The 25,633-nt window shown below is 71.4% G+C and carries 21 protein-coding genes, 2 tRNA genes and 1 pseudogene; 11 read left to right on the forward strand and 13 right to left on the reverse strand.

All coding sequences use genetic code 11. The features are described 5' to 3' along the window. Positions 1-4 precede the first annotated feature (4 nt). Both cbiQ and ABZV06_RS11060 read left to right on the forward strand, forming a co-directional pair. Complete coding sequence (gene cbiQ / locus ABZV06_RS11055; RefSeq protein ID WP_355232864.1) at positions 5-775, forward strand: cobalt ECF transporter T component CbiQ; 771 nt, start codon at positions 5-7, stop codon at positions 773-775. Next, a complete protein-coding gene (locus ABZV06_RS11060; protein WP_355232865.1) occupies positions 772-1,530 on the forward strand; it encodes an ABC transporter ATP-binding protein in 759 nt (252 codons plus the stop codon). The genes cbiQ and ABZV06_RS11060 overlap by 4 nt, the downstream gene beginning before the upstream one ends. A gap of 150 nt (positions 1,531-1,680) precedes the next feature. On the opposite strand, the gene ABZV06_RS11065 is transcribed toward ABZV06_RS11060, so the two are convergent. From ABZV06_RS11065 to ABZV06_RS11080, 4 genes are read right to left on the reverse strand one after another with little or no spacing between them, the layout of a single operon-like run. Next, a complete protein-coding gene (locus ABZV06_RS11065) occupies positions 1,681-2,766 on the reverse strand; it encodes a hypothetical protein (RefSeq protein ID WP_355620454.1) in 1,086 nt (361 codons plus the stop codon). Then, positions 2,763-3,479: a thioredoxin domain-containing protein gene (locus tag ABZV06_RS11070; RefSeq protein WP_355620456.1), complete on the reverse strand. Its 717-nt coding sequence runs from the start codon at positions 3,477-3,479 to the stop codon at positions 2,763-2,765. Before ABZV06_RS11070 ends, ABZV06_RS11065 begins: the two co-directional genes overlap by 4 nt. Continuing rightward, positions 3,472-3,996, reverse strand: coding sequence for a MauE/DoxX family redox-associated membrane protein (locus ABZV06_RS11075; protein WP_355232868.1), 525 nt, complete (start codon positions 3,994-3,996; stop codon positions 3,472-3,474). Before ABZV06_RS11075 ends, ABZV06_RS11070 begins: the two co-directional genes overlap by 8 nt. Positions 3,997-4,028: 32 nt before the next feature. Continuing rightward, positions 4,029-4,619, reverse strand: coding sequence for a sigma-70 family RNA polymerase sigma factor (locus ABZV06_RS11080; protein WP_355232869.1), 591 nt, complete (start codon positions 4,617-4,619; stop codon positions 4,029-4,031). Between the two features lie 202 nt (positions 4,620-4,821). On the opposite strand from ABZV06_RS11080, the gene ABZV06_RS11085 reads away from it, so the two are divergent. From ABZV06_RS11085 to ABZV06_RS11095, 3 genes and pseudogenes are all read left to right on the forward strand, one after another. Further along, positions 4,822-6,486 (forward strand): copper resistance protein CopC, encoded by a 1,665-nt coding sequence (locus tag ABZV06_RS11085; RefSeq protein ID WP_355620459.1) that lies wholly within the window; start codon positions 4,822-4,824, stop codon positions 6,484-6,486. Between the two features lie 17 nt (positions 6,487-6,503). Further along, positions 6,504-7,235, forward strand: a complete 732-nt coding sequence (locus ABZV06_RS11090; protein ID WP_355620462.1) for a YcnI family protein — start codon at positions 6,504-6,506, stop codon at positions 7,233-7,235. A gap of 679 nt (positions 7,236-7,914) precedes the next feature. Further along, positions 7,915-8,190: pseudogene (locus ABZV06_RS11095) on the forward strand (hypothetical protein); the annotation flags it as partial. A 312-nt stretch (positions 8,191-8,502) separates the two neighbouring features. On the opposite strand, the gene ABZV06_RS11100 reads toward ABZV06_RS11095, so the two are convergent. Then, entirely contained in the window at positions 8,503-9,780 is a 1,278-nt protein-coding gene (locus ABZV06_RS11100; RefSeq protein ID WP_355620465.1) for a glycosyltransferase family 87 protein, read from the reverse strand. 72 nt (positions 9,781-9,852) lie between these two features. On the opposite strand from ABZV06_RS11100, the gene orn reads away from it, so the two are divergent. Then, on the forward strand, positions 9,853-10,443 hold the full coding sequence (gene orn, locus ABZV06_RS11105; RefSeq protein WP_355620468.1) for an oligoribonuclease: 591 nt from the start codon (positions 9,853-9,855) through the stop codon (positions 10,441-10,443). A gap of 112 nt (positions 10,444-10,555) precedes the next feature. Further along, positions 10,556-10,631, forward strand: a tRNA-His gene (locus ABZV06_RS11110). A 145-nt stretch (positions 10,632-10,776) separates the two neighbouring features. On the opposite strand, the gene ABZV06_RS11115 is transcribed toward ABZV06_RS11110, so the two are convergent. Together ABZV06_RS11115 and ABZV06_RS11120 are read right to left on the reverse strand one after the other, a co-directional pair. Continuing rightward, complete coding sequence (locus ABZV06_RS11115; RefSeq protein ID WP_355620471.1) at positions 10,777-12,054, reverse strand: Ig-like domain-containing protein; 1,278 nt, start codon at positions 12,052-12,054, stop codon at positions 10,777-10,779. Positions 12,055-12,307: 253 nt separating this feature from the next. Beyond that, entirely contained in the window at positions 12,308-13,579 is a 1,272-nt protein-coding gene (locus tag ABZV06_RS11120; RefSeq protein WP_355620474.1) for an Ig-like domain-containing protein, read from the reverse strand. 187 nt (positions 13,580-13,766) lie between these two features. Here ABZV06_RS11120 and ABZV06_RS11125 point away from each other — a divergent pair. The 3 genes from ABZV06_RS11125 (at position 13,767) to ABZV06_RS11135 (ending at position 15,205) form a co-directional block, all read left to right on the forward strand. After that, positions 13,767-13,842 (forward strand) — tRNA-Lys (locus ABZV06_RS11125). A 168-nt stretch (positions 13,843-14,010) separates the two neighbouring features. After that, entirely contained in the window at positions 14,011-14,541 is a 531-nt protein-coding gene (locus ABZV06_RS11130; RefSeq protein ID WP_355232876.1) for a helix-turn-helix domain-containing protein, read from the forward strand. 4 nt (positions 14,542-14,545) lie between these two features. After that, positions 14,546-15,205 carry a PIN domain-containing protein gene (locus ABZV06_RS11135; RefSeq protein ID WP_355620477.1) on the forward strand — a complete coding sequence of 220 codons (660 nt, stop codon included), beginning with the start codon at positions 14,546-14,548 and terminating at the stop codon, positions 15,203-15,205. Between the two features lie 53 nt (positions 15,206-15,258). Here the strand turns inward: ABZV06_RS11135 and ABZV06_RS11140 are convergent, their stop codons facing one another. Further along, positions 15,259-15,696 carry a DUF418 domain-containing protein gene (locus tag ABZV06_RS11140; RefSeq protein ID WP_355620480.1) on the reverse strand — a complete coding sequence of 146 codons (438 nt, stop codon included), beginning with the start codon at positions 15,694-15,696 and terminating at the stop codon, positions 15,259-15,261. Further along, positions 15,630-16,463, reverse strand: a complete 834-nt coding sequence (locus ABZV06_RS11145; protein WP_355620483.1) for a hypothetical protein — start codon at positions 16,461-16,463, stop codon at positions 15,630-15,632. Before ABZV06_RS11145 ends, ABZV06_RS11140 begins: the two co-directional genes overlap by 67 nt. A gap of 167 nt (positions 16,464-16,630) precedes the next feature. On the opposite strand from ABZV06_RS11145, the gene ABZV06_RS11150 reads away from it, so the two are divergent. Continuing rightward, positions 16,631-19,699 (forward strand): VWD domain-containing protein, encoded by a 3,069-nt coding sequence (locus ABZV06_RS11150; protein WP_355620486.1) that lies wholly within the window; start codon positions 16,631-16,633, stop codon positions 19,697-19,699. 11 nt (positions 19,700-19,710) lie between these two features. Here ABZV06_RS11150 and ABZV06_RS11155 read toward each other — a convergent pair whose 3' ends face one another. From ABZV06_RS11155 to ABZV06_RS11170, 4 genes are all read right to left on the reverse strand, one after another. Next, positions 19,711-21,369 carry a Na+/H+ antiporter gene (locus ABZV06_RS11155; protein ID WP_355620575.1) on the reverse strand — a complete coding sequence of 553 codons (1,659 nt, stop codon included), beginning with the start codon at positions 21,367-21,369 and terminating at the stop codon, positions 19,711-19,713. Between the two features lie 179 nt (positions 21,370-21,548). Next, on the reverse strand, positions 21,549-22,259 hold the full coding sequence (locus ABZV06_RS11160) for an ABC transporter ATP-binding protein (RefSeq protein WP_355620489.1): 711 nt from the start codon (positions 22,257-22,259) through the stop codon (positions 21,549-21,551). 20 nt (positions 22,260-22,279) lie between these two features. Then, a complete protein-coding gene (locus ABZV06_RS11165) occupies positions 22,280-25,132 on the reverse strand; it encodes an ABC transporter permease (protein WP_355620491.1) in 2,853 nt (950 codons plus the stop codon). 88 nt (positions 25,133-25,220) lie between these two features. After that, complete coding sequence (locus ABZV06_RS11170; RefSeq protein WP_355620494.1) at positions 25,221-25,439, reverse strand: hypothetical protein; 219 nt, start codon at positions 25,437-25,439, stop codon at positions 25,221-25,223. Positions 25,440-25,633 lie beyond the last annotated feature (194 nt).

The raw sequence follows: 25,633 nt of genomic DNA on the forward strand, positions 1-25,633 counted from the left end.
CGACATGGGTGCCGGTCACGGGCAGGTGCTGTACCGCGAGTCGTCCTCGCCGGTGCACCGGCTCCCGCCCGAGGTCAAGATCGTGGCGATGGTGGTCTTCACGGTCGCCGTGGTGGCCACACCGCGCGAGGCGTTCTGGGCCTTCGGGGCGTACGCCCTGCTGGTGGCGGTGGTGGCGGCGCTGGCCCGGGTGGGGCCGCGCTGGCTGCTCAGCCGCGCTCTGATCGAGCTGCCGTTCGTGCTGTTCGCCGTCGCGCTGCCCTTCCTGGGTGCGGGTGAGCGGGTCGAGGTGCTGGGTCTGCGGCTGTCCGAGGACGGTCTGCACGGCGCGTGGAACATCCTGGCCAAGGGCACGCTCGGGGTTCTCGCCTCGCTGCTGCTGGCCGCGACCACCACCACCCGGGACCTGATCGTCGGGTTGGACCGGCTGCACTGTCCGCAGATCCTCACCCAGATCGCCACGTTCATGCTGCGCTATCTGGACGTGCTGGTCGGCGAGGCGCGACGGATGCGGGTGGCGCGCATCTCCCGGGGCGACGACCCGCGCTTCCTCTGGCAGTTGCGCGGTTTCGCCGCCGGCGTCGGTGCGCTGTTCCTGCGCGCCTTCGAACGCGGGGAGCGGGTCTACCTGGCGATGCTGTCGCGGGGCTACACCGGGCGGATGCCCGCCGTGTGGCAGGGCGACGGCGCGGCGACAGCCGGTCAGTGGCTGATCGCGGCGACCGTGCCGGTGGTGGCGGCCTCCATCGCCGCGACCGCCGTCGTGCTGACATGATCGGTGTCGTGCAGACCGCCCTCTCGCTGGACGTTCGTGGTCTTCGGTACGCGTACCCGGATGGGCACGTGGCCCTGCACGGCGTGGACCTGGCGGTGCCGCGCGGCGACCGGGTGGCGCTGCTCGGCCCCAACGGCGCCGGCAAGACGACCCTGGTGCTGCACCTCAACGGCATCCTCACCCCGGCCGAGGGCAACGTCAGCGTCGGCGGGCTGACGATCACGCCGGACCGTGCGACGCTGGCCGAGGTTCGCCGCCGGGTGGGGATCGTCTTCCAGGACCCCGACGACCAGCTCTTCCTGCCCACGGTGGCGGAGGACGTCGCGTTCGGGCCGGCCAACCTGGGCCTGCGCGGGGCGGAGTTGGCGGCCCGGGTCGACGAGGCGCTCGCTGCCGTGGGGATGAGCGAGCACCGGGAGCGGGCCCCGCAGCACCTCTCGTTCGGGCAGCGTCGCCGGGTGGCGGTGGCGACCGTGCTGGCCATGCACCCCGAGATCCTGGTGCTGGACGAGCCGTCGTCGAACCTGGACCCGGCTGCCCGGCGCGAGCTGGCCGAGATCCTGCGCGACCTGCCGGTGACCCTGCTGATGGTCACCCACGACCTGCCCTACGCGGCGGAGCTGTGCGAACGCTCGGTGATCCTGGACGGCGGTCGGATCGCAGCGGACGCCCCAACCCGCACGCTGCTCGGTGACGCCCCCCTGCTGGCGAAGCACCGCCTCGAGCTCCCGTACGGCTTCACCCCCCACCCCTGACCCCGCCCCCGCACCCCTGCCCCCGCCCCCGCCCCCGCCCCTCTCCCCGCGATCTTGCACTTTCTGTCGCCGCATATGCCGCGAAGGCCGCACTTCGTCGACACAAAACGCAAGATCGCGGGGAGAGGGCGCGCGGGGTGGGTCACGGGGTCAGGGCGTGGGGGCGGGGGTTCGGGTTGCGGCCCGGGAGGCCGCGTGCAGCCGTAGGACGCCTGCGGCTGTCGCGCCGACGCCGGTGATCAGGACCACCGCCACCATGACCCGGGCGATCCCGGGCGACCACGGCACCGGGGCGACGGACCGGGTGAACACGGCGGCGTTCGCCACGCCCGCGAAGAGGGCCAGGCAGGCTCCGGCCAGCGCGATCACGAAGTCCGCAGCCGGACGGCGGGCCAGCGCGTACCAGCCGGCGGCGAGCGCCCCGAGGCCGGTGAGCAGCGCCCAGACCTGGCCGCCCAGCAGGCCGACGGCCACCCCGCCGACGCCCTGGGCGCCGGCGTCCAACTCCCGTCCCACCGGGTAGAGCACGGCGACCGCGCCGCCGACGAGCAGCAGCACGCCCACCGCGGTGAGCGCCCGGGCGCCGGGCGTGGAGGCGGCGGCGAACAGGCCGAGCGCGCCCACCGCGAGCAGTCCGACGATGCTCACGGCCCACCAGGTGTACGCGTCGGGCGGCGGCACCCAGTCCAGGGTGCCGCCGATCGCCAGTGGGTCGGTGCCGTCGCGCAGCGGTACCGTCCAGTCCCGGACCCGGTGCTCGCGTTCCGGCGCGGCGCGTACCTCCGCCGGTGGCGTCGACTCCTGCCACAGCGCCCGTTGGTCGTGCCAGCGTGCCGTGGTCCCGTCGGCGATGCGCCGCCAGGACGGTGGGGCGGCCGGGTCGGCGTCGGCCGGGAGGGCGGTGTCGCCGGCGAGGGTGCGGTTCAGGTACGTGGCGGGGGAGTGGCTGTTCTCGAAGACGCCGTCGGGACCGACCCGCAGGTACGGCTCTCCGGAGTAGCCGATCACCTCGACCGCCCGGCCGGTGTGGTTGGTCAGTTCGAGGCGGGCACCTGCCTCGATCACCCGTACCGTCAGGCCGGGCCGGGCCGGCGTCACGCCGGCGACGCGGGTGCGGTAGTCGGTGCCGTTCGGGGCGTCCGCGCCGTGTGCGGCGGCAGGCGCCGCGGTGAGCAGGGTCGCCGCGCAGGTGGCGGCGGCGATCAGTCCGGCGCGGGCCAGGGCGGTACGGATCACTTGCCGGCCGCCGCCACGGCCGCCGTGAGGCCCTGCGGGGTGCGGTCGGCCAGCGGCTGCCCGTTGACCAGGATGGTGGGCGTACCGGTGACGTCGCTGCGGCTGGCCTCCTCGGTGACGTGCTCGGTCCACGTCTTGTAGGTGCCCTCCTTCACGCAGCCGCCGAACGAGCCCCGGTCCAGCCCCACTCCGACGCCGATGTCGACGAGTTCGTCGTCGCTGAGCCCGGCGCTGCCCTCGGGTGGCTGCTTGGCGAAGAGCGCCTTGGCGTACTCACGGAACTTGCCGCCGACCGCCGCGCAGCCGGAGGCGGCCGACGAGCGGGTGGAGTACTCGGTGGTGGAGAAGCGGTTGAGGTACGCGACCGGGTGGTACACCACCTTCGCCTTGTTCTCGGATGCCAACTGCTCCAGCGTCGCGCCGCTGCTCTGCTCGAACTGGTTGCAGACCGGGCAGAGGAAGTCCTCGTAGACGTCGACGGTGACCGGTCCGCCGCCGGTCACGATGCCGGTGCCGGGCGCGTTGGCGCCGGGCGGGGTGGTGAAGCTGTCCGAGCGTTGGCTGGACCACACGCCCCAGCCGATGAGGCCGGCGATGACCAGGACGGCGACGGCGGCGGCGGACACCCAGACGGTGCGACGACGGCGTCGTTCGCGGGCCAGTTGCTCGCGGACGACCCTCGCTGCGTCCCGCTGGCTCCTGCGACTACTCATCCTCGTCCTCCACGGCGGGTTCGGCGGACAGCCATCCGTCCACCGATACGGGCGTACGGGGCCAGATCACCAGAAATCCGGCCAGTACCAAGAATCCCAGGTCCCGCAGGATCTCCGGGAGGTAACTCGGGGCCTGCCCCTCGGCGAGCTGGCCGCCGCTGCCGAAGCAGCCGCAGTCGATGGCCAGGCCACGCGCCCAGGCCGAGGAGATTCCCGCGATGAAGACCAGCAGCAGCGCGGCGGAGATGGCCGCGGTGAGCCGGGTGGCCAGCCCGAGCAGCAGCAGCACACCCAGGGCCAGTTCGACGAAGGGCAGCGCGGCGCCGAGCACGGTGGCGGCGTCGTACGGCAGCACCTGGTACGCGTTCACGGCCCGACCCGAGGCGGCCAGGTCACCGACCTTCGACGCGCCGGCGACGAGCCAGACGGCGGCGAGACCGAGGCGGGCCGCCGTGCCGAGCCAGGGCCGGACGGCCGCCCAGCGGGCGACCCGCGTGGGGGGTGCAGTCACGCTCATTTGTCGTTCCGTCTCCGCCGGAAGTTCCGGGCTCAGCCGGCGCGGGCGTCGCCGACCGCCTCGACCAGCTCGTCTCGGGCCCGGGCGACCCGGGACCGGATGGTGCCCACGGGCACCCCCTCGACGGCGGCGGCCTCGGCGTACGAGAGGCCGAGCAGTTGGGTGAGCACGAACGCCGCACGCCGCTCGGGGCTCAGCCGCTGCACAAGGTCGGTGGCGCCGAGCTGCCCGGCGTGGTCGGGGTGCGGACGGTCGGTGTACGCGTTCGCGGCCAGCCGCTCGTCGAGGCGACGACGTCGGATCACCGTCCGGAGGTGGTCGGCGCAGGCCCGCCGGGCTATCCCGAGCAGCCACGTCCGGGCGCTGGACCGGCCCTCGAACGCGGGGAGGGCCTTGAACGCCCGCAGGTACGTCTCCTGGGCGAGGTCGTCGGCGCTGTCCGGGCCCACCAGGGCGGCGGCGAAGCGCCAGACCTCGGCCTGGGTCAGCCGGACGAACATGGCCTGGGCGGCGGCGTCACCGTCGCGCGCGGTCAGGGCCGACTCGGTCGCCGGGTCCCGGGCGACGTCACCGGTCGGATCGGCCGGGCCGGTGGGGCCGGTGTCACGCGGGACGGGGATCACGACAAACCAGGTTACGCGTCGCGGCGTGTGCCGTCAGGGTCCTTTGGCCCTTGGATGGTCTGCGACACGTCGGGAACTTTTCCCCGTCGTCAAGCGACTACCTGCTCATGACACGCGACCCCTTCCGCGCGGCGATGGCGGCTGAGCGGAATTGAGCCGTTCGCCCGACTCGGTTCGCCGAGATCCAGTGGGGTCGGCGACCATGGCAGGCATGACTGTCGCCCCCCGCCGCTGGGCCGCCCGGTTGGCTGCCGCCGCCGGCCTCCTGGTCACCGTCGTCGCCCTGTTGATCGCGCCAGCCACCCCGGCCAGCGCCCACGCGGTGCTGTCGAGCAGCAGCCCGGCCGCATCCTCGGTGGTGCCGGCCGGTCCGTCCGAGGTGGTACTCACCTTCTCCGAGTCGGTGCGCAAGGTCCCCGACAAGGTCCGGGTGATCGCCCCCGACGGTTCCCGCGCAGACCGGGGTGAGCCGTCGTTCGACGGTGCCGTGGTGACCATTCCGGTCGACCCGGCCGCAGGCCGCGGCACCTACCTGGTGAGCTTCCGAGTGATCTCCGCCGACAGTCACCCGGTCTCCGGCGCGTTCACCTATTCGGTGGGCGCGCCCTCGACACCGCCGGTTGACTCCGGCAACGACAGTCGGGCCAACCCGGTGGTGGGTACGGCCGTGAAGGTGGCCCGGTTCCTCGGGTACGCCGGTCTGGTGCTGCTGGTCGGGCCCGCCCTGGTGCTCGCCGCGCTGTGGCCGCAGCGGCTCTCCCGGCGGGGGCCGGCCCGGCTGGCCTGGGCCGGTCTCGGCCTGGTGGCACTGGCCACCCTCGCCGACCTGTGGTTGCAGGTGCCCTACACCGCCGGTGGTGGCCTCTTCGAGGTGACCGGTGAGGGGTTCGGCAGCGTCGTGGGGAGCACCTTCGGCGCGGCTCACCTGGTCCGCCTCGGCCTGCTGGCCGCTGCGGCGTTCCTGCTGCGGCCGCTGCTGGCCCGCCCGGCCGGCCGCACCGACGCGATCATCCTGGCGGTGCTCGGTGTGGCGGCCCTGCTGACCTGGCCGCTGGCCGGGCACCCGGCGGCCTCCCCGGCGCCGGCGGTGTCCGTGGTGGTCGACGCGGTCCACCTGGGCAGCATGGCGGTCTGGCTGGGTGGCCTGCTCATGCTCGCGGTCTTCCTGCTGCGCCAGGCCGACGAGCGGGAGCTGAGCGCGATCCTGCCGATCTGGTCGCGCTGGGCGGCTCTCGCCGTCTCGGCCCTGCTGCTGGCCGGCACCGTGCAGGCGTTGATCGAGGTGGCCACTCCGAACGCCCTGTTCAGCACCACGTACGGGCGACTGCTGCTCGCCAAGATCGGACTGTTCGCGATCGTGATCGCCGTGGCCGCGTACTCCCGGCAGTTGGTCCGTCGGCGCGTGGCCGCGCAGCGGCCGGTGCCGGTGCGCCGGGCGGTCCTGGTGGAACTGGCCGTCACCGCCGTGGTGCTGGCCGTCTCCGCGACCCTGGTGCAGACCACGCCCGCGCGTACGGCGGCAGCCGAGTCGCCCGGCGTCGAGGCCGGCCTCTTCACCGCCACCCTGAACAGCTCGCTCCTCACGGTGCAGATCGAGCTGAGCCCGGCCGAGCGGGGCAACAACTCGGTGCACCTGTACGCCTACGGCAAGGACAACCTGCCGCTGCCGGTGGTGGAGTGGCGGGCGACCGCCGCGCTGCCGTCGGCCGGGATCGAGCCGATCGACGTGCCGCTGCTGCGGTTGAACGACAACCACGCGTACGGCGACATCAGCCTGCCGGCCGCCGGCGAGTGGCAGTTGAAGATCACCGCTCGCACGACCGACATCGACCAGGCCACGGTGACCGCCACCGTGCCCATCCGCTAGAGAGGCCCACGACACCCATGACCCGACTCCGGCGCACCGCATCCGCCGCTGCCGCCCTGGCGCTCACCGCCGTCGCCACCGCTGTGCTCGGCTTCGCCGGGCCGGCCTCCGCCCACGTCACGGTGAACCCGAAGGAGGCGACCCAGGGCGGCTACGCCCGGGTGGCGTTCCGGGTGCCCAACGAGAGCGACACCGCCTCGACCACCAAGCTGGAGGTGGTGCTGCCGGAGAACGCCCCGGTCGGCTCGGTGTCGACAATCCCGGTGCCCGGCTGGACGGTGGCCACCGAGAAGCGCAAGGTGGACCCGCCGATCGAGGTGCACGGCAGCCAGCTCACCGAGGCGGTCTCGAAGATCACCTGGACGGCCACGGGTGACGCCGCGGTCAAGCCGGGGCAGTTCCAGGAGTTCGGCGTCTCGATGGGGCCGCTGCCGAAGGTCGAGTCGATGGTCTTCAAGACCCTCCAGACGTACTCCGACGGCAACGTCTCGCGCTGGATCGACGAGCCGCAGCCGGGCGGCGAGGAGCCGGAGAAGCCCGCTCCGGTGCTCACGCTCACGGCCGCCGCGCCGGCGGCGTCGTCCGCCCCGGCCGCCGCGGCCGTCGCGGACAAGGACGATGACGACGACGAGGGCGACGGCGCCGCGATCGGCCTCGGCGTCGCGGGGCTCGTCGCCGGCCTGGCCGGCCTGGTCCTGGGCGGTTTGGCGTTCGCCCGTACCCGCCGGGAGCCGGTCGCCAAGTCCTGATCGCACCGCGCACCCGCTGGCCCGCCGGACAATCCGGCGGGCCAGCGTGCTTTCCGGGACCGGCACCGGTCGTGCCGTGGATATCCCCTGATCAGCCGGCGTACGTCGGTAAGGTCGGCCGGGTATCTGGCTACGGAGGGAGACGGTGCGAATGCGCTTCGTGCGGGCGATCGCCGGAATGCTGTTGTTGGTCATCGGAATTCCGGCGCTGTTCGCCGGCGGCGGGCTGTGGCTGGTTGCCCGGCACGCCGACCCCGGTGGGGCCTTCGCCGCCCGGTTCGAGACCGTCCGCACATCGGGCCACGCGGTCGTGGTCACCGATCTCGACCGGCTGCTGCGACGGGAGGCGCCCTTCGCGCGCGGCGCGCAGACCCGTCTGCGCCTCGACGCCCGGACGCCCGACGGTCCGGCCTTCGTGGGGCTGGCACCGACCGCCGAGGTGCGCCGCTGGCTGGAGCCCGTGCCGTACGCCTCGGTCCGCCGGGTGGCGCTGGCCCGGGGTCCGCTGCCGGTCCGCACGGACCCGGCGGTCCCGGTCGCGGCCCCGACCGCCGACGCGGTCCGCCCGCCGCTGGGTCTCCCCTTCTGGGTACGCGAGGGCGTCGGCACTCTCGAGTGGAGCGCCGACGACCTCACCGGCGAGCCGATGAGCCTGGTGGTGATGCGCCCCGACGGTCGTGCCGACCTGAGCCTGGACCTGCGCGCCGAGCTGCGCGCGGGTTGGGTCGTCCCGGTCGCCTGGGGTCTGCTCGCGGCAGGAGTGCTGCTGGTGGCGTGCGCGGTGCTGCTCCTGCTGCGCCCACCCCGTCCGCGCGAGGTGGTCTTCGTGGTCGAACCGGACCAGGTGCCGGTGCTCGCCGGCCGGCTCGGGGTCACGTCGCTCAGCGGCCTGGGCGTCCGGGACCCTCATCGCGCCAGGTCGATGCCGGCCGTACGGCAGCTCGCCCCGGTCGGCTCCGGCGCGGCCGAGTGGTCCCGATCGGCGATCGGCGCGGAACCGGCCCGGCCTCTCACCCTCGCCGACCTGGACGCTCCCGACGGGCTGCCCCGGCCGCCGGAGGCGGGCCAACTGCCGCGGCCGCCGGAGGTGGCGTTGAGCCTGGCGTGGCCGCCGAACGACGCAGAGCCCACGGCGCGGCCGGTGCCGGAGGACTGACGCGGCGAGTGGCCCCCCGCGCTGCCGACGCGGAGGGCCACTCTCACCGGGGGAGCGGTGCTGACCGAGCGACGCCTGAGGTACCTGGGTCCAGGTTATAGCCGATGGTCGTTACTGGGGATTTGTGTCCATTTGGTGCGACTTTTCCTCGATCCGGGCCGGGCGGGCCACGCGGACCGGCAGCGCCACCAACAGCAGCAGGCTGAGCAGGACGTATGCGTTCTGCACGACGAAGTCGCCCGGATTCTGGGTGCGGACCGGGTCCGTACCCCACCTCTGGAACGTCACCACGCCGTAGACGATCACAGCGGTGGCACCCACCGCGAGGCCGGCCGACCACCACCGTCGACGTGCCTCGTCCGGACGCTTCGCGCTCAGCGCCGCGTCGGCGAGCAGCACCACGGCCGGCACGAACCAGTAGATGTGGTGTGTCCACGTGATCGGACTGACCAGTCCGCCGACCAGGCCGGTCAGGGTCAGGCCGGTCAGCCCGTCACCGGCACGCGCGGCGCGGACGGCCCGCCACAGGCCGTAGGCGGCCACCACCGCCACGACCACCAACCACAGCAGCCGGTCCGGCTTCTCGGGCGCGGTGAACCGGCTCAGCAGCCCGAACAGTGACTGGTTGCCGACGTAGTCGGTGCGCCCCACCCGCTCGGTGTCCCACAGCTCCTGGGTCCAGAACCGCCACGAGTCCCCGGGCGCGACCGCCGCCGCCAGCAGGGTCGCCACCGCCGCCGTCGCGCTCGCCACCACGGCGGCCCGCCACCGGCGGGTGGCCAGCAGGTACACGATGAAGATGCCCGGGAAGAGCTTGAGCGCCGTCGCCAGCCCCACGCCGACCCCGGCCCAGCGTCGCGCCTGCGGCACGGCGAACAGCAGGTCGGCCAGGATCAGCACGACCAGCAGCATGTTGATCTGCCCGAAGGTGATGGTCTCGCGCGTGCTCTCCACCGCCAGCACCAGCAGCACGGCGGCGGTCAGGGTGAACGTGCGCGGCAGGCGGTGCCGGGCGATCACCGGCGTCACCAGCCACCGGGTGGTCAGCACCACGGCGGCCACCGTGAGCACCGTGAAGATCGCCACGGTGGCGCCGAGCCGGAGCAGCCCGAACGGCCACAGCAGCAGCGCGCTGAACGGCGGGTAGGTGAAGTAGAGCTCACCCTGCACCCGGTCCGGTTGGGCGTAGTCGTAGAGCGGGTGGCCGACGCGCCACCAGTCCACCGCGGACATGTAGATCTTGAGGTCGAGGAACTTGTGGTTCAGGCCAGGCAGGTAGAGCGCTGGCAGCACGGCGATCAGGGCCACCACCGCGACCAGGCGACGGACCGTGCGGCCGCCGGGATCGTCGTCCGTGACGGCGGGCGGTGCTACGGGTTCTGCTGGCACCCCGAAACCCTAGCGGGCCGGGTGGCCCGGAGCGCGCAGCCGCGGGGCGTGGGCTGCGCGTAGGCTGTCCCGGTGGCTGACCTCCTCGTCTGGATCGACTGTGAGATGACCGGGTTGGACCTCGGCAGCGACAAGCTGATCGAGGTTGCGGCACTGGTCACCGACCCCGACCTCAACGTGCTGGGTGATGGCGTCGACGTGGTGATCCACGCCGACGAGGCGGCGTTGGAGGCGATGCCGGAGATCGTCCAGACGATGCACGCCAAGTCCGGCCTCACCGAGGAGGTCCGCCGTTCGGTGGTCACCCTGACCGAGGCCGAGGACCTGGTGCTGGAGTACGTCAGCACCTTCGTCAAGGATCCGCGTACCGCGCCGCTGTGTGGCAACTCGATCGCCACCGACCGCGGCTTCATCGCCCGGGACATGCCCCGCCTCGACGCGCACCTGCACTACCGCATGATCGACGTGTCGTCGATCAAGGAACTCTGCCGCCGCTGGTACCCCCGCGTGTACTTCGGTCAACCGCAGAAGGGCCTGGCGCACCGGGCGCTCGCCGACATCCGCGAGAGCATCCGCGAGCTGGAGTACTACCGGCGCACCATCTTCGTACCGCTGCCCGGCCCGGACGTCGAGACCGCCAAGGGCATCGCCGCCGAGCTCTGAGCCGGCGCCGTTCGGCCGGCCGGCGTGGAACCCGCTGGACGTCGTGCGCGGGGGTGGGGCTATTATTGGTCCGCACGCCGCCCGGGGCGATCAACCGGGCGTCGGAGGCGTGGTGGCTGTAGCTCAGTTGGCAGAGCACCGGGTTGTGGTCCCGGTTGTCGTGGGTTCAATTCCCATCAGTCACCCCACATCTCAGGCCCCCTCTCCGGAGGGGGCCTGAGTCGTTGTGCCGACCCCTTCGGCGAATGATCCACTCCGTTTACCGAAATCCGGGGTGTCCCCGCTGACGGGACACCCCGGATTTCTGGAACCCGAGTCGATGGTGCGTGTGGATCAGGCGGTCGGGGTGGGCGTCGGGGTGGCGGCGTCGTTCGGAGTCGCCGGAGCGTCCGGGTCGTACGGCAGGGCGCTGCCCTTGACGTACTCGTCCCAGCTCATGTTCCAGTCGGTCCAGCCGTTGCCGTTCTTGAGCTTGGTCTCGGTGCCCTTGACCGTGATGGGGTCGCCGACCTGGGTGTTCTTGAACAGCCAGTCGCCGTTTGCCATCGACACGTTCACGCAGCCGTGCGAGACGTTGACGCTGCCCTGCTGGCCCTCCGACCAGGGAGCCGCGTGGATGAACTCGCCGCCCCAGGTGAGGCGCTGCGCGAAGTCAATCTTGGTGCGGTAGCCGTCCTCCGGCCCCAGCTCCTCGAACGTGTCGAAGACGGTCTTGCGCAGCTTCTCGATGACGACCATCGTCCCGCTGGACGAGGGGGTGCTCTTCTTGCCCAGGCTGACCGGAATGGTCTTGATGACCTTGCCGTTGCGGGTCACCGTCATCCGCTTGGTCTTGTTGTCCACCGTCATGATCAGCGACGGTCCGATCTTGATGTCCACCGAGAGGTCCGCGCGGCCGTAGTAGCCGTCGCCCATCGGCAGGCCACCGGCCTGCACCCGGTAGGAGACCTTGCTGTTGGCCTTCCAGAACTGCTTCGGCCGGTACCGGATCTCCGTGGGGCTCACCCAGTGCCAGATGCCCTCCTGGGCCGGCGTCGAGGTCACCGTCATCCGGCGCTGCACGTCGTCGCGGTAGTCCTCCGGGATCGCGCGGTCGAACTTCACGATCAGCGGCATCCCGACACCGACCTGCTGGTTGTCACCGAGGAAACTGCTCACCCGGATCTGCTTGTCGGGCTTGGCCATCGTGGTGAAGGTGCTGGTCGCGGTGGCGGGCCGACCGTCGTCACCGGTGGCCGTGACCGTGGCGGTGTAGCTGGTGCCGTACTCCAGGGCCCCGCTCGGCTGCCACGTCTTGCCGTCCGCCGCGAGCTTCCCCTCGACCGCCTTGCCGGCCGCGTCCTTGAGCGCGAAGGCGGTCTCCTGGGCGTCCTTCGTGCTGAAGGTGATGCCGGTGGACGCGGGCACGTCCTTGGCGTCCGCCGCCGGTTCGGCGATGGTCGCCGATGCCTTGGGCGCTGGGCTCTCGGCGCCGCCCTGCCACGAGGACGGCTTGCCGCCGTCGCTGTCGGTGCAGGCCGAGGTGAAGGCCAACGCCACGGCGAGGAGCCCGGCCGCGAGCACGCGGCGTCGCCCACGGGGCCGGATCAGCTGGTGCTGGCTAGCTCGCATGATGTCCTCACAGTCGTGGTCGCTGACCCATCGTCTCCTAAAGACGTGTCAGAACCGGTCCTGGTTGCCGAGGGTGAACAGAAACACGCCGATCACGGTGCCGGATTTTTGCTACTATCCGGCGTTTCGTGATCCGGGCTCGTCTTCCTGCCGGAGCTGAGGGGCCGCCCATCGCCGTCGTTACGTCGCGGGCAGAGCAAGGGTACGCGCCGGCCCGTGCCATCGGCAGGGCCGGCGCGATGACGCCTGTCGCTCAGAGCGCCGGGCCGGAGCCACCCTTGGGTACCGGCAGCGCGCTGCCCTTGATGAACTCCGACCAGCTCAGGCTCCACGCCGTCCAGCCGTTACCGGCGGCGATCTTGCGCTCGGTTCCCTTGATCGTGATCGGGTCGCCGATCCGGGTCTTCTCGAACAGCCACTTGGCGTTCGTCATCGACACGTTCACACAGCCGTGCGAGACATTCTGCCGTCCCTGTACGTGCTCCGACCAGGGCGCGGCGTGGATGTACTCGCCGCCCCAGGTGAGCCGCTGGGCGAACTGGATGTCGGTGACGTAGCGGTTGGCCGGGTCCGGATCGTCGCGGGTGTCGAAGACCGTGGCCTCCTTCTTCTCCATCACGACCAGCGTGCCGCTCGACGACGGGGTGCTCCTCTTGCCCAGGCTCACCGGGATCGTGCGCGTCAACGCGCCGTTCTCGTAGACCGACATCTTCTTGGTGGCGTTGTCCACCTTCATCACCAACGACCGGCCGATCTTGGCGGAGGCCTTGCGGTCCATGTCGCCGTACCTGCCGTTGCTCAACGGCACCCCGGCCAGCGCGATCCGTACGGTGAGGGTGGTGCCCGGCTTCCAGTACTCCGGTGCCCGGTAGTACGCCTGCGTGCCGTTGTCGACCCAGTGCCAGGCGCCCGGCTGCGGCGGGTCGGTCTTGACGAACATCCGCTTCTGCACCGCCGCCCGGTCCTTCTTGGGAATGCCCGGGTGGAACTCGGTGACCACCGGCATGGCGACGCCGTAGCTCTTGTCGTCGAAGAGGTACAGGCCAGACCCGATCATCGACTTCGGCTTGGCCATCGTGGTGAAGGTGCTGGTGCCCTGACTGCTCGTGCCGTCCGGCCCGCTCGCCGTCACCGTGGCCGTGTACTTCGTCCCCCACTTCAGGGGAGCGGACGGCACCCAGGCCGAGCCGTCGGCGCGGAGCTTGCCCTCCACGGTGCCGCCGCTGGCCGCGCTCAGGGTGACCGCGGACACCTTTCCGCCGCTCGGGAGCTTGGCGCTGATCTCCGTACTCACGGGTTTGTTCTTCGTGCCGTCGGCCGGGTTCAGCGTCAGCGAAGGTCCGCTGGGCGCGCTCGGCTCGCCGCTCGTCGACGGCGCGGCCGAGTCGGGTGCGGCACTCGCATCCGCCGACGTCCCGCCGACGAATTCCGGCTTCTTCTGCTCGTCGCCGCACCCGGTCAGTGCCAGCGACGCCGCCAGGGTCAGAGCGCCCACCACCGCCCCGGCTCGCGTGAACCGTGCCATCCCCACCTCTGTTCTCGCGTACCTGGCGGACATCGTGCCCCATCAGTGCCGAGACCCACGCCCCCGTCTCATGCCAGACAGCCTCTTTGTGGCTGTATGCCCGTTAAGCTCGACCGAAGGGGGGAGCCGGGTAACCGGATTGGAGCCCGGGTTGGCGGGGTGCTAATCTTCTCCCCGTTGCCGACGAGCGCCGCTAGCTCAACTGGCAGAGCAGCGGACTCTTAATCCGCGGGTTCGGGGTTCGAGTCCCTGGCGGCGCACCAACGAGCAAGGCCCCGATCTGGTGATTGACACCAGTCCGGGGCCTTTTTCGTGTACGCCAGCGTAGTCGGCCCACGGGCGCGTCGCTCCCACCTCCTCTCGAGCCAGTCGTAGCATTTCGTGGACGCACGAAACGAAGGCGGTTACGATTCTTTCGAGAAGGAGGGGCCATGACTGCAGCTGCGCTGAAGGAAGAGACGTACCTGCCAGAGGCCGATGGACAGGTTGCCCAGGTCCATGACTTCATGCAGGCCCATGAGATGGCGGGCCGGGGGCCAGTGGCGCCACGGTACTTCCTGGCTGGTGCTACCCCTGGCGACCGCGTCGAGCTTCCCGCCGAGGTCTACGGGATGCTTCGCCAGGTTGTTGAGGCGTTGCAGCAGGGCTTTGCGGTGACCGTGGCGCCGCGGACGCTGAAGCTGACGACCCAGCAAGCCGCCGACCTGCTTGGAGTCAGCCGACCTACCGTCGTGAAGTTGCTCGACGAGGGCAAGATTCCGTTTGAGCGATTGGGAACTCATCGCCGCGTTCTTCTGCCCGACGTGCTTGCCTACCGGGCACAGCGCAGGGCCGAGCAGTATGCGGCGCTCGAAGCAACCTCAATGGACATTGATGACGAGGAAGACCTCGACGTGGTAACGCAGCGACTGCGCGAGGCGCGGCGCGTAGTCGGACGACGCCGCAGGGGCCTGACAGAATAGGCGCGTGTTCACAGCCCTCCTCGATACCTGTGTTCTCTGGCCCGATCTGCAGCGCGACTTTCTTCTGTCCCTTGCTATCGAGGGTCTGTATCGTCCCGCCTGGAGTTCGGTCGTGCTCGAGGAGCTGGAATACGAGCAGCGGGCAAAGCTGATCGAGCGCGGCTATGAGGCTGACCAGGCCGCCAAGCGCGCGCGGCACCTTATCGAGCAGGTTCGCCAGCATTTTGACGACGCAGAGGTTGGCGGGTGGGAGGGACTGGAAGGCACGTACGGCCTTCCTGACCCCGACGATGAGCACCTGGTTGCTGCTGCGGTTGTCGCTAACGCGGGCGCAATCGTCACGCTGAACGTCCGAGACCTGCCTCCGGGCAATTTGCCCCGCGGGTTGCAAGTGCTTCCGCCCAAGGAGTTCGCAGCCAATACCGTCTCCCTTGATCCGGTCAGAGCTTGTGCTGCCGTGGCTGCCATAGCCGGGCGTTCTGGCAGGCTGGGCGCAGTCCAGACGGTGGAGGACATCTTCGAAATCCTCCACCGTCGTTACGACATGACGTCCGCGGTCGAGATGATGCGACAGGCGGCGGTTGAGTTGCAGGTGCTGCCTGTCGTAACCCGTGTCAATGAGCCGATTAGGCACCCCGATGCGTACGGATCGACGGCAGAGTGACGACGTCCTGCGAAGGTGCGAGCACCGTCCGCTGCCGCCGGCAGTGACCTCCGTCAGGTTTGGTCTGCAGATCGCAGCCGTGGCCACCGCTGCTCGGTCCAGGCCCGCAACAGCCACTCCGCCGGTCCGTAGCGGAACCGGGTCATCCACGCCGCGCTGGCGGCCACCTGCACGGTGTAGATCGCGACCGCGATGAGCAGGACGACCGCGGGTGCGACGGTGCCGGCGAGGCCCAGCCCGACGCCGGTGAAGACCAGCACGCACAGCAGCGACTGTCCCAGGTAGTTCGACAGGGACATCCGTCCGGCCGGCGCGAGTACGGCGACGACCCATCGCCCCCGGTCGGTCTCGAAGAACTCGAGGAGGCTGGCGGCGTACGCGGCCGCGAGCAGCGGCGCGGTGAGCAGACCGACCGTCAGCCCAGTCAGGTTGGCGCTGCCCCCTCCCGAGGCGAAGACCAGCGCGCCAGCCAGCCCGATCGGGTAGCCCACCCGCTGTACCCGGCGCAGGAGCTGCCGGTTCCCGACGACGTCGGTGAGGAGGCGCGACGCCCCGCCGCGTATCCGAAGAGGAACGCCGAGAGGGCGAGTGGTCCCTGGACGAGGAGCGTGCCGACCATCGCCGGCAGTTGGCGTACGTGTTCGACGATCACCGAGCCGATGCCGCCCTGTAGTGCCTCGGTGGATCGCTGGCCCGCCGCGAGCGCCGCCGCCGGGTCGGTGACCAGTTGGGTCCCGCTCGTGGCGGCAAGCGCGAGAAGGAAGCCGATCACACCGGTCAGCAGGACGGCGACGCGCAGCGCGGTCCCGACGCGGACTCTGCGCATGGCGAGCAGGACCAGGCCGAGCAGCGCGTACGTGGTCAGGATGTCGCCCTGGAACAGCAGCACGGCGTGCAGGATGCCGAGCACGAAGAGCCCGACCATCCGTCGCCGGAACCGGGGTGCGATCGCGACACCGCGCCGCGCGGCGGAGTCGAGCTGGAGGGTGAAGCTGTAGCCGAACAGGAAGGCGAAGAGCAGGTACGCCTTCATCGCGAGGAGCAGTTCGACCAACCATCCGACCGCGTGGTCGCTCCACGAGTCGTGGGCGGGATCGGGGACCAGGTGGAAGGGATATCCGGAGGCGAAGAAGGCGACGTTGACGAGCAGGATGAGGAGCAGCGCCACGGCGCGCAGGGCGTCGACGTTGGCGATCCGGGAGAACGTCCCGGGCGACCCTTCGAGCACCACCGGCGGGTCCTTGCTGGAGAACGTCACGACTACCCCCGTAAGCAACAGAGAACCGTATTCGCAGGCTATGAAGTGAGCCGTCCAGGTGACAGCCGGTGAGCGGGACTGTCGCAGGTGGGGCAGGCCCTACCCCGCAGCGACCGGTCCCCGACAGAGCACGGGAATCCCGTACCCGCGCCCCTACAGTCCCCACCATGAGACGGATGCTGCGACCGGCGATCGGACTCGCCGTACTGCTGACGGCCCTGGTGGCCGGGGCGGCGAGTGCCGCCGCAGCGCCCGGCGACGGCGGCCTCGGCCTGGTCCTGCGCGCCGGGCAGGCGGACTACCGCGCCGGTGTCCAGGTCCGCCTGGACCTCACCGTCACGAACTCCACCGGGTCGGCGTGCGCGCTGCCGACCACCGCCGTCGGCACCGTCCAGATTGCCGGGGTACGCCGGGACGGGCGCGACCTCACGCCGACGCTCGCCCGCAGCTTCCACGACGACGGGATCGCCGCAGCGGCCACCGCTGGTCTGACCACTGTCGAGCCCGGCGCGACCGCTGCCGTGACGCTGACCGGAGTACGGCTCGGTGACGCGCCCGGCGACGTCGTGCTGCGCTCGGTGGCCGCCACCGGGGACGGCGGTGGACTCGACTCGCTCTGGCCGGTGGGCGCTCCCGGCCGGTACGAGGTCACGGCCGGCTACGTGACCCTGCCGGTCGCCGGCGCGGTCGACAGCTGTCGGGGCGCGACGGCCCTGGGGACCACCACGTTCACGGTCGGTGACGGCGGTGGGTCCGGTCGCCGCTGGGTCTGGCTGATCGCTGGTGGACTGCTGCTGGTGCTGCTCCTGGCCGCGCTGGTGGCCCTGCTGCGGGTACGCCGCCGCCGGCCGACGGCCGCGACCGTTGCCGTCCTGCTGGTGGCCGTCGGCGCGCTGGTCGGCGGCGGTGCCCGTCCGGCCCGGGCCGACTACTCGGTCGACCCGACCTCCGGCGTGCCGATCAAGGGTGTCGACTTCCAGGCGGCTGTCGACGGCTGTCTGAGCGGGTTCGCCACGGCGGGCGGGGACCCGTCCGGCCTGTTGCCCCGGCTGAAGGACAAGAAGAGCCCGAAGGTGCGGATCATCCCCACCCCGGGCGGCTCCGGCGCGTTCGAGACACCGGACAGCCCCGACGGCAAGGGCTCGTCCACCGTCACCTGGAACCCGACCTCCACCGACCCGTACGACGACGGGGTGGCCCGGGACCCCTGCGCCGCGCTCTACCACGAGTTGAACCACGCGGACGACATCTCCCGGAACGCCGTCCCACCCGGCGAGTGCGGGAGCACCGGCATTCCCACCGCCGAGGTGCGGGCGACGTTGGCCGAGAACCGGTACCGGGTGGCGAAGGGCCTGCCGCCGCGCAAGGAGTACAAGGGCAAGACGCTGCCCAAGAGCCTCGACGAGTGCAAGAAGCCGCCGAAGAAGACGCCCCCGCCGAAGGGGCCGGCGAAAATGTGCGAGGACGGCGCCGACTGCGGCGGCAGCAACGGCGACCCGCACCTGGTCACCTTCGACCGGGTCGCGTACGACTTCCAGGCCGTCGGCGAGTTCACCCTGGTCGCGGCCACCGGTGGCGACCCGCTGGAGATCCAGGTCCGGCAGGCGCCGATGGCGGGCTCCCGCTCCGCCTCGGTCAATTCGGCCGTGGCGTTCCGGGTCGGCGCCCACCGCGTCGCGCTCACCCTCACCGACGGCGTCACCCGGGTGCACGTGGACGGCGCACCGGTCGCCGTGCCGCCCGAACGGACCGACCTGACCGGCGGCAACCTCACCCGCCGCCCGTCCGACACCGGAGAATCCGACGGGTACGACGTGACGTGGCCGGACGGCTCGGCGGCGGCGGTGGACCAGATCGGCAGGTACGGCTACCGGGTGCTGGTCCGGCTCGCCGACGGCCGGGCCGGGAAGGTACGCGGCCTGCTCGGCGACTTCGACGGCGACCCGGCCGACGACGTCGCGCCCGCCACCGGGGCGGCCCTCACCCAGCCCGTGCCGTTCACACAGCTCTACCCGACGTACGCGGACAGTTGGCGGATCACCGCGGACCGCTCGCTGCTGCACTACGACGACGGGCAGGACACCGGCACGTTCACCGACCGTGCCTTCCCCGAGCGGGAGATCACGGTCGGCGACCTCGACCCGGCCCGCCGCGCCACGGCCGAGCAGATCTGCGGCTGGGCGGGCGTCACCGCTCCCGCCCAGCTCGCCGAGTGCGTCTTCGACGTCGCGGTCAGCGGTCGTCCCGAGTTCGCGGTGGCCGGCGCCAGCACCGAGCGGGTCGCCCCGCCCGCCGCCCCGTCGATCACCGCCGTGGCCGTGGCGAGCGCCAGCCTGACCCCCGGCGGGGCACCACTGACGTTCCCCGGCCGGGCCGGGGACGCCGTCTTCGTCGACGTCATCGCGCCCGGAATGGGCAACCGCTGCTCGCCGTACGTGCTCACCGACCCGACCGACGGTCTGATCGGAGCGGGCTGCGCCATCGACGGCGTCGGGTACATCGACCGCGTCGACCTCACCGCCACCGGCACGTACGCCGTGCGGGTCACCGCCGCCCCCGGCGACACCGGACGAGCCGCCGTCCGGGTGTACGTGGCCCGGGACGTTAACGGCACGCTGCAGGCGAACGGCCCGGAGGTCACCGCGACCCTGGAGCAGCCCGGCGCGGCGGCCCGGTACCGGTTCACCGGGCGGCAGGGTGAGCGCGTCTTCGTCGAGGTGCCCACGAGCACACTGCCCAACCAGTGCTCCCCGCTGGAACTGCGCGACACCCAGGACCGGCTGCTGAGCAGCGGCTGCGTGATCAACGGCGTCGGCGAGATCGACGGCACACTGCTGCCCGCCGACGGGACGTACACGGTGGTGGTGGATCCGACCGGACGCACCACCGGCGCGACCACGCTGCGGCTGGTCAGCAGCCGCGACCGGGCGGCGACGATCACCGTCGGCGGTCCGTCGGTCGTCGCCACCGTCGAGCGACCGGGCGCGGTCACCAGCTACCGGTTCACCGCTGGCGCCGGCGCGTCGGTGAGTCTGACCGCGACCGCCACCGAACTGCCCGACCAGTGCGGTGTGCTGGAGTTACGCGCCCCCGACGGCAGCCTGATCAGCAGCGGATGCGTGGTCAACGGGGTTGGTGAGATCGGGCCGACGACGCTGCCGGCCGCTGGCGCGTACACGGTGGTGGTGGATCCGTCCGGGGTCGCGACCGGGCAGGTCACGTTGACGCTGCGGTGAGGTGGAGACGGCTACTGCCGTTTGGGGAGCAGCAGTTCCTGGTGGTCGAGTTCCCGCTCCAGGATCCGCAGTTCCTCGTCCGGCAGCCGCCCCGAGTCACGCCAGCGCACCAGCTCCTCGCGCTGCGCGTCGAGGGCCGTACGGCGGACCCGCAGCGCCGTCTCGTACTGCGGTGAGGTGGGCAGCTCGCCGGACCCGCTCTGCTCGAGCAGGTCGAGTCGGCCGCGATAGCGCGCCAGTCGGGCCAACAACTGCGTACGCGTGGTGTTGACGGCCACCGCGCTGTCCGGCTCGGCGGCGGCGACCTCGTCGAGGCGGGCCAGAGCCGCCTCGACCGCGGCGGAGCGCGCCTCGTTGCGTACCCGAGCCTGGTCGGTTTCGTTGGCACGCAGGCCGAGCATCCGCACGAGCGGTGCGAACGTCAGACCCTGCCCGACGAGCGTCACGAGGACGACCACGAAGGTGCAGAACAGCAGCAGGTCCCGGTCGGGAAAGGGCGACCCGTCGTCGGTGGTCAGCGGGAGGGTGAAGATCGCGGCCAGGCTGATCACGCCGCGCGTGCCGGACCAGCTCAGCGCCACCACCTCGCGGGAGCTGAGCCGGCGGGCGTTGCGGTCGGCCCGCGCCACCTGTCGGGCGCTGCTCGGCTCATCGGTGTCGTCCTGCTCGGAGACACCACCGAGGCGGGTGTGCAGGGACCGGGGGAGCGACTGGGTCATCACCAGCCAGGCCGGGCGTAGGAGCAGCACCACGCCCACGGACACCGCGACGGCGATGACGATCGTCGAGGTGTCGTACTGGCGTAGACCCTTCACCACCTCGGGAAGCTGCTGTCCGATCAGCAGGAAGACGAAGCCTTCGAGGAGGAAGTCGACAAGTCGCCACACGGCGTTGGTCTGGAGTCGGGCCGCCCCGGACCCGACCTGGGGCGTCTGGTGGCCGACGATCAGCCCGGCGATCACCACGGCGAGCACCCCGGAGACGTGCAGCGCCTCGCCCAGCAGGTAGGCGACGAACGGTGTCGCCAGCGAGATCGCGTTGGACATCAGCGGGTCCGCGGTGAGAGGTCGGGCCAGCCGTTTCGCCCAGGCGACAGCCACCCCGACGGCCACCCCACCGACCGCCGCCACCACGAACTGCGCGACGGCGGCGGGAAACGAGAACGTCCCACCGACGGCGGCGGCCACCGCCACGCTGAGCATCGTCAGGGCGGTGGCGTCGTTGAGCAGTCCCTCGCCCTGGATGATCGTGACCATCTTCGGCGGCAGGTTGACCCGGCGGCCCACCGCGAGGGCGGCCACCGGGTCGGGCGGGGCGATGGCGGCGCCGACCGCGATTCCGGCGGCCAGGGTCGCACCCGCGACGAACAGGTGGAACCCGAGGCCGACGAGCAGCCCGGTGAGGAGCACCAGCACCACCGAGAGGCTGACCACGATGCGCAGGTTCCGGCGGATGTCCAGCAGCGAGGAGTCCAACGCGGCGCTGTAGAGCAGCGGCGGCAGCACGACCATGAGCACCAGGTCGGGGTCGAGGCCGACGTTGGGACCGGGGAGCAGCGCGTACACGATGCCGATGAGCGGCAGCAGCGCGGCCGCCGGCAGGCCGGTGCGGGACGCCACCCACCGGACGGCGACCACGACCGCCACGGCGGCGAGTACGAACAACACCATCGAATGGGCGCTCACCTGGTGTCGTCCCCCTGGATCGGCGCGCGGGTCTCGGGTCGACCGGCGGTCGGTGGCCGGTGCAGCGAGCGCGTGGTTGAGCAGCGCAGGCTGCGACAGCACGCACGAGCCTACCCGCGAGATCAACGCAAGCGTTTGTCGCGACCGCGAGAACGCCCGCCGCGTTACCGCGACGGGTGGGTGAGGCGACCGTCGCGCATCTGCACGGCCCGGTCGCAACGCGCCGCGATACCGGCGTCGTGGGTGGCCATGACGAGCGTCGTACCCTGCTCGTCGCGCAGCCTCAACAGGAGGTCGACGATCGCGGCGCTGTTCTGACTGTCGAGGTTGCCGGTGGGTTCGTCGGCCAGCAGCAGGGCGGGCCGGTTGATCAGCGCGCGGGCGATGGCGACCCGTTGTTGCTGTCCGCCGGAGAGCCGTGACGGCAGGGCGGCGGCCCGGTCGGCGAGCCCGACCATCGCCAGCAGCTCGCGGGCGCGAGCGACCTTGTCGAAGTCGGTGCGGAACGGGATCAGCGGCGCCACGACGTTGTCCAGGGCGGTGAGAGTGGGCAGGAGGTGGAACCGTTGGAACACGAAACCCACCGACCGTCGGTACGCCGCCAACGCGCGGCCGGACAGGCGGGTCACCTCCTGGCCGCCGACGTCGATGCGGCCACCGTCGCTTCGTTCGATGGCGCCGACCAGGTGCAGGAGGGTCGACTTGCCCGAGCCGCTCGGCCCGGTCAACGCGACCGCCGTGCCAGGGGCGATCGAGAGGCTGACATCGTCGACCGCGACCAGTGGCGCGCCATCGGCCAGCGGGAAGGTCTTGCGCACATCGCTGAGACGAACCAGTGACGTGCGGGCCGAGGCGTCGGCAGGCGTCCGTTTCACGCGACCTACTCCTTCGTCGCTCACCCGTCGGCGAGCAGTTGGGCCGTGGGCAGTCGGCGGAGCACGGCGATCGGCACCACGACCGAGACGGCGGAGACGGCCACGCCGAACGTCAGCGCGGCCACCGCACACCAGACGACGGACGTGGTGACACCTCCCGCGAAGGCCGCCGCGGCCCCGAGCCCGGCGGCGGCGCCGAGCGCACCGCCGAGGATGCCCATGCCGACGGCCTCGACGACGACGAGGCGGTTCAGCATGGCGTCGGTCCAGCCGACGGCACCGAACAGCGCCAACTCGGGGGCACGCTCGGAGATGTTGAGGTAGAGCACGTCGGCGACGGACACGACGCCCAGCACGATGGTGACCGCGACGGCGATGTGGTCGACGGCGCGAGCCTGGAGGGTCACGGCGTCGCCGAGCAACGTGCCGGTGAGGGCACCGCGGAACGCGAACGTGATCGCCAACAGCATGGTCAACGCGGCCACGCCGATCGTCAGGCTCAACGCGCCGAGGATGGTCCGACCGGGTGTACGGACGAGATTCGCCAGGGCGAGGGTCGTCAGCCGACGCGGGGCGTGCCCGCGTAGGGCGAACCCCGCAACGGCGGGGCGGATGACCTCGGCCGGGTCGGGTCGGGCGGCTCGCCACGCCGGCCAGCCGCCGGCGAGCAGGGCGAGAGTCACCGCGGCGGGGATGGCGAGCAGGGTGTGACTCCAGGCGATGTTCAGACCGAGGCCCACCGCGATGCCGAGCGCGAGCCCGGTGCCCGCCACACCGGCGGCCAGGCCGATCCCGGCGATCTCGATGAACATCAGCCGCAGGAGGTGCCGACGCCCCCAACCGAGGCAGGTGAGAATGCCGAACTCGGTGCGTCTGGCGCGGATCGCCGCGGTGTTGGCGTTGAGCACGGCCAGCGCGCACACCGCGAGCACCAGGACGGACAGCAGCACGCTCTTGCGGTCGGCCGCACGCACGAGCACGGCGGCGACCCCCTTCTGCACCCACGGCTCGGCGACGGCGAGGTCGGGCCGGCCGTAGTTTCCCGCCGGGTAGTGCACCGTCATCGCGGTCGGCGACGAGCCCAGCGTGATGTCGACCTGGAGACCGGTACGCTGCGCGATCTCCTCCGCGATCAGGCGGACCCGTTCCCGGGACAGGGGGTCGATGCCCACATCCCCGGCCAGCCGAACCCGTACCACGCTGATGGGGGCGCCGGAGTTGAGCTGGTACTCCGGGTAGCTGGGCTCGGTGCTGTAGGCGCCGGTGTCGAAGACGGCCGGCAGGGCGGCCATCGTGGTGAGCATCAGCGGCGGTTGGCTGAGCAGGCCTGTCACGTTCGAGTTGGGGGCCAGGGGTCGGCCGCCCAACGCTCGTCGTGACGCGTCGTCGGCGCCGTCGGCCCCCGGATTGAAGTACGTGTCCATGGGCACCGCCGACAACGCGTCGCCCAGTGAGATCCTGGCGGGGTCGAACGTGCCCACCGCGCCCAGCGCGGCATCGGGCATCTGCACGTCCCCGGGTTGCGCCTCGTACCCGTGCGACAGGTTCCGATGGACGGCGACGCCGCTCCGCACGCTGGTGTCGGCGAACTCCATGGGCACGCGCCGGGACGACCCGCCGTCGTCGGCCCCCTGACCCCAGATCTTCAGGTCGTACGGATCTGGCTCGGCGCGCAGGCCGTCCCCGGCCGGCACCCTCTTCGGCGGTCCCACGGTCCAGAACTGGTCGAGCCACATGGTGTTCGCGGTCGCCAGGTCGTACTCGACGCCCAACTCGCCGGGCTGGAGCATCCGGTCGACCATGTCCCGGTACGGCTTCGCGAGTGGCGTCTTCGTGTGTGCGATCGAGGTGCCGGACGCGTCACCCAGCCCCGCGCGCAGGCGCTGGTCGTCGGCGGACGTCCGGACCAACTGCGCCGCGTCCGCACCGAGACGTTGTACGTCGACGGTGAGCGCGGTGTCGACCTGAGGCTGGTCGGCGATCAGGATCGGCAACACCGAGTAGGGATAGGGCATCCCGTCCAGTCGTCGTGACGTCGGCGCCTCGGCCGGGGTGAAGTACCGGCCGGAGGCGACCGCGTCGTCCAACCCCGCCAGCGCCGCCTCCGAGTCGGGGTCGATCGCGGCCATCAGGAACGGCACCGTCCACACCAGCGTGACGGCCGGCCGCGTCGCCCTGCCCTCGCGGTCCCTCGACCCCGGGCCACCGACGCAGGTCAGCGACGACCGGGCGCGTAGATCCGTCGGTGAGAGCCAGTCCTGCGCGCCGACAGCCTCTGCCGCGGGGCAGACCTTCACCCGTCGGCCGTCGGCATCGATTTCCTCCGGCGGCGGCAGACCCCCGCCGCTCGTCAACGCGCTGTTCGGCACCACGTCCAGCCGGTTGCGCGTCACGTAGAGGTACGCCGGGCCGTCCGGGATCTGGCTGAGTCCCGCGTCCGTCACCCAGGTCGGTTGGACCCGTAACACCTGACGCTCCGCGCTCGGGTCGAGGTGGTCCGACAGGTCGACCGTCAGGGGCACGGTACGCATCACGTACCCGATCATCGCCACCGGCGCGGCGACGGACACCCCGCGTACCCCCTGGATCTGGTGCCACTGGTCGACGGTGATTCCGCCACGCATGCCCGCCAACTGGCCCGACTGGACCATGTTGCGATCCCGCTCCAGGGGCAGCACCGCGTCCTTCGGTCGTACCAGGAGGTCGTAGACGGGACGGTAGTTGGCGTTCACCGTGCCCACCGCGTCCAGGCGTGCGGTCACCGCGGCCCCGGTCAGCAGGGTGAATCCCGCTACGGCGACGGCGATCATCGACAGCAGCGCCAGTGATCGACGCAGTCGTACCCGCCATTGCGACACGGCTATCGCCAGCATCGACGCTCCGTGTCGCGCATCAGTGGTCCTCCGGTGTGCTGCCGCCGGCCGGATGGCGATGTCCGGCCGGCGGCGGCGCTTTCGACGGTCAGCAGCAGCCCACGGTGTAGCTGACGTAGGACGCGTAGCAGTCCCTTGCCGTGTTGGCGTAGCAGCGCACCTGCCCCGCGACCACCTTGTTGTAGTAGTAGTAACAGAAGGGGCCGCCACACCCCGTGTAGGCGAGAGCGCAGACGTTGCAGGCCGACGCTGTCGCCTTCGGCAGCAACGCCGCCAGTAGCTTGTCGCTCAGTCGATTGATAATCATACGACCTCTCTCCTTCTCCGCCGGTACGGCGGTTCGTCGACAGTGCCCAGACTTTCATCGACGACTTACGATCAGCTAACGGTGCGCTAATGCTGTTCCGGTCTCCTGCGGCATCGCGTACGAGCTGTTCATGGCGGTGCTGCACGGCATTGGCGACGGCCGGAGAGGTCGCCGTCGGCAGCGGAGAAACCGGC

It is taken from the genome of Micromonospora sp. NPDC005172 (genome assembly GCF_040608555.1).
GTDB lineage: Bacteria > Actinomycetota > Actinomycetes > Mycobacteriales > Micromonosporaceae > Micromonospora.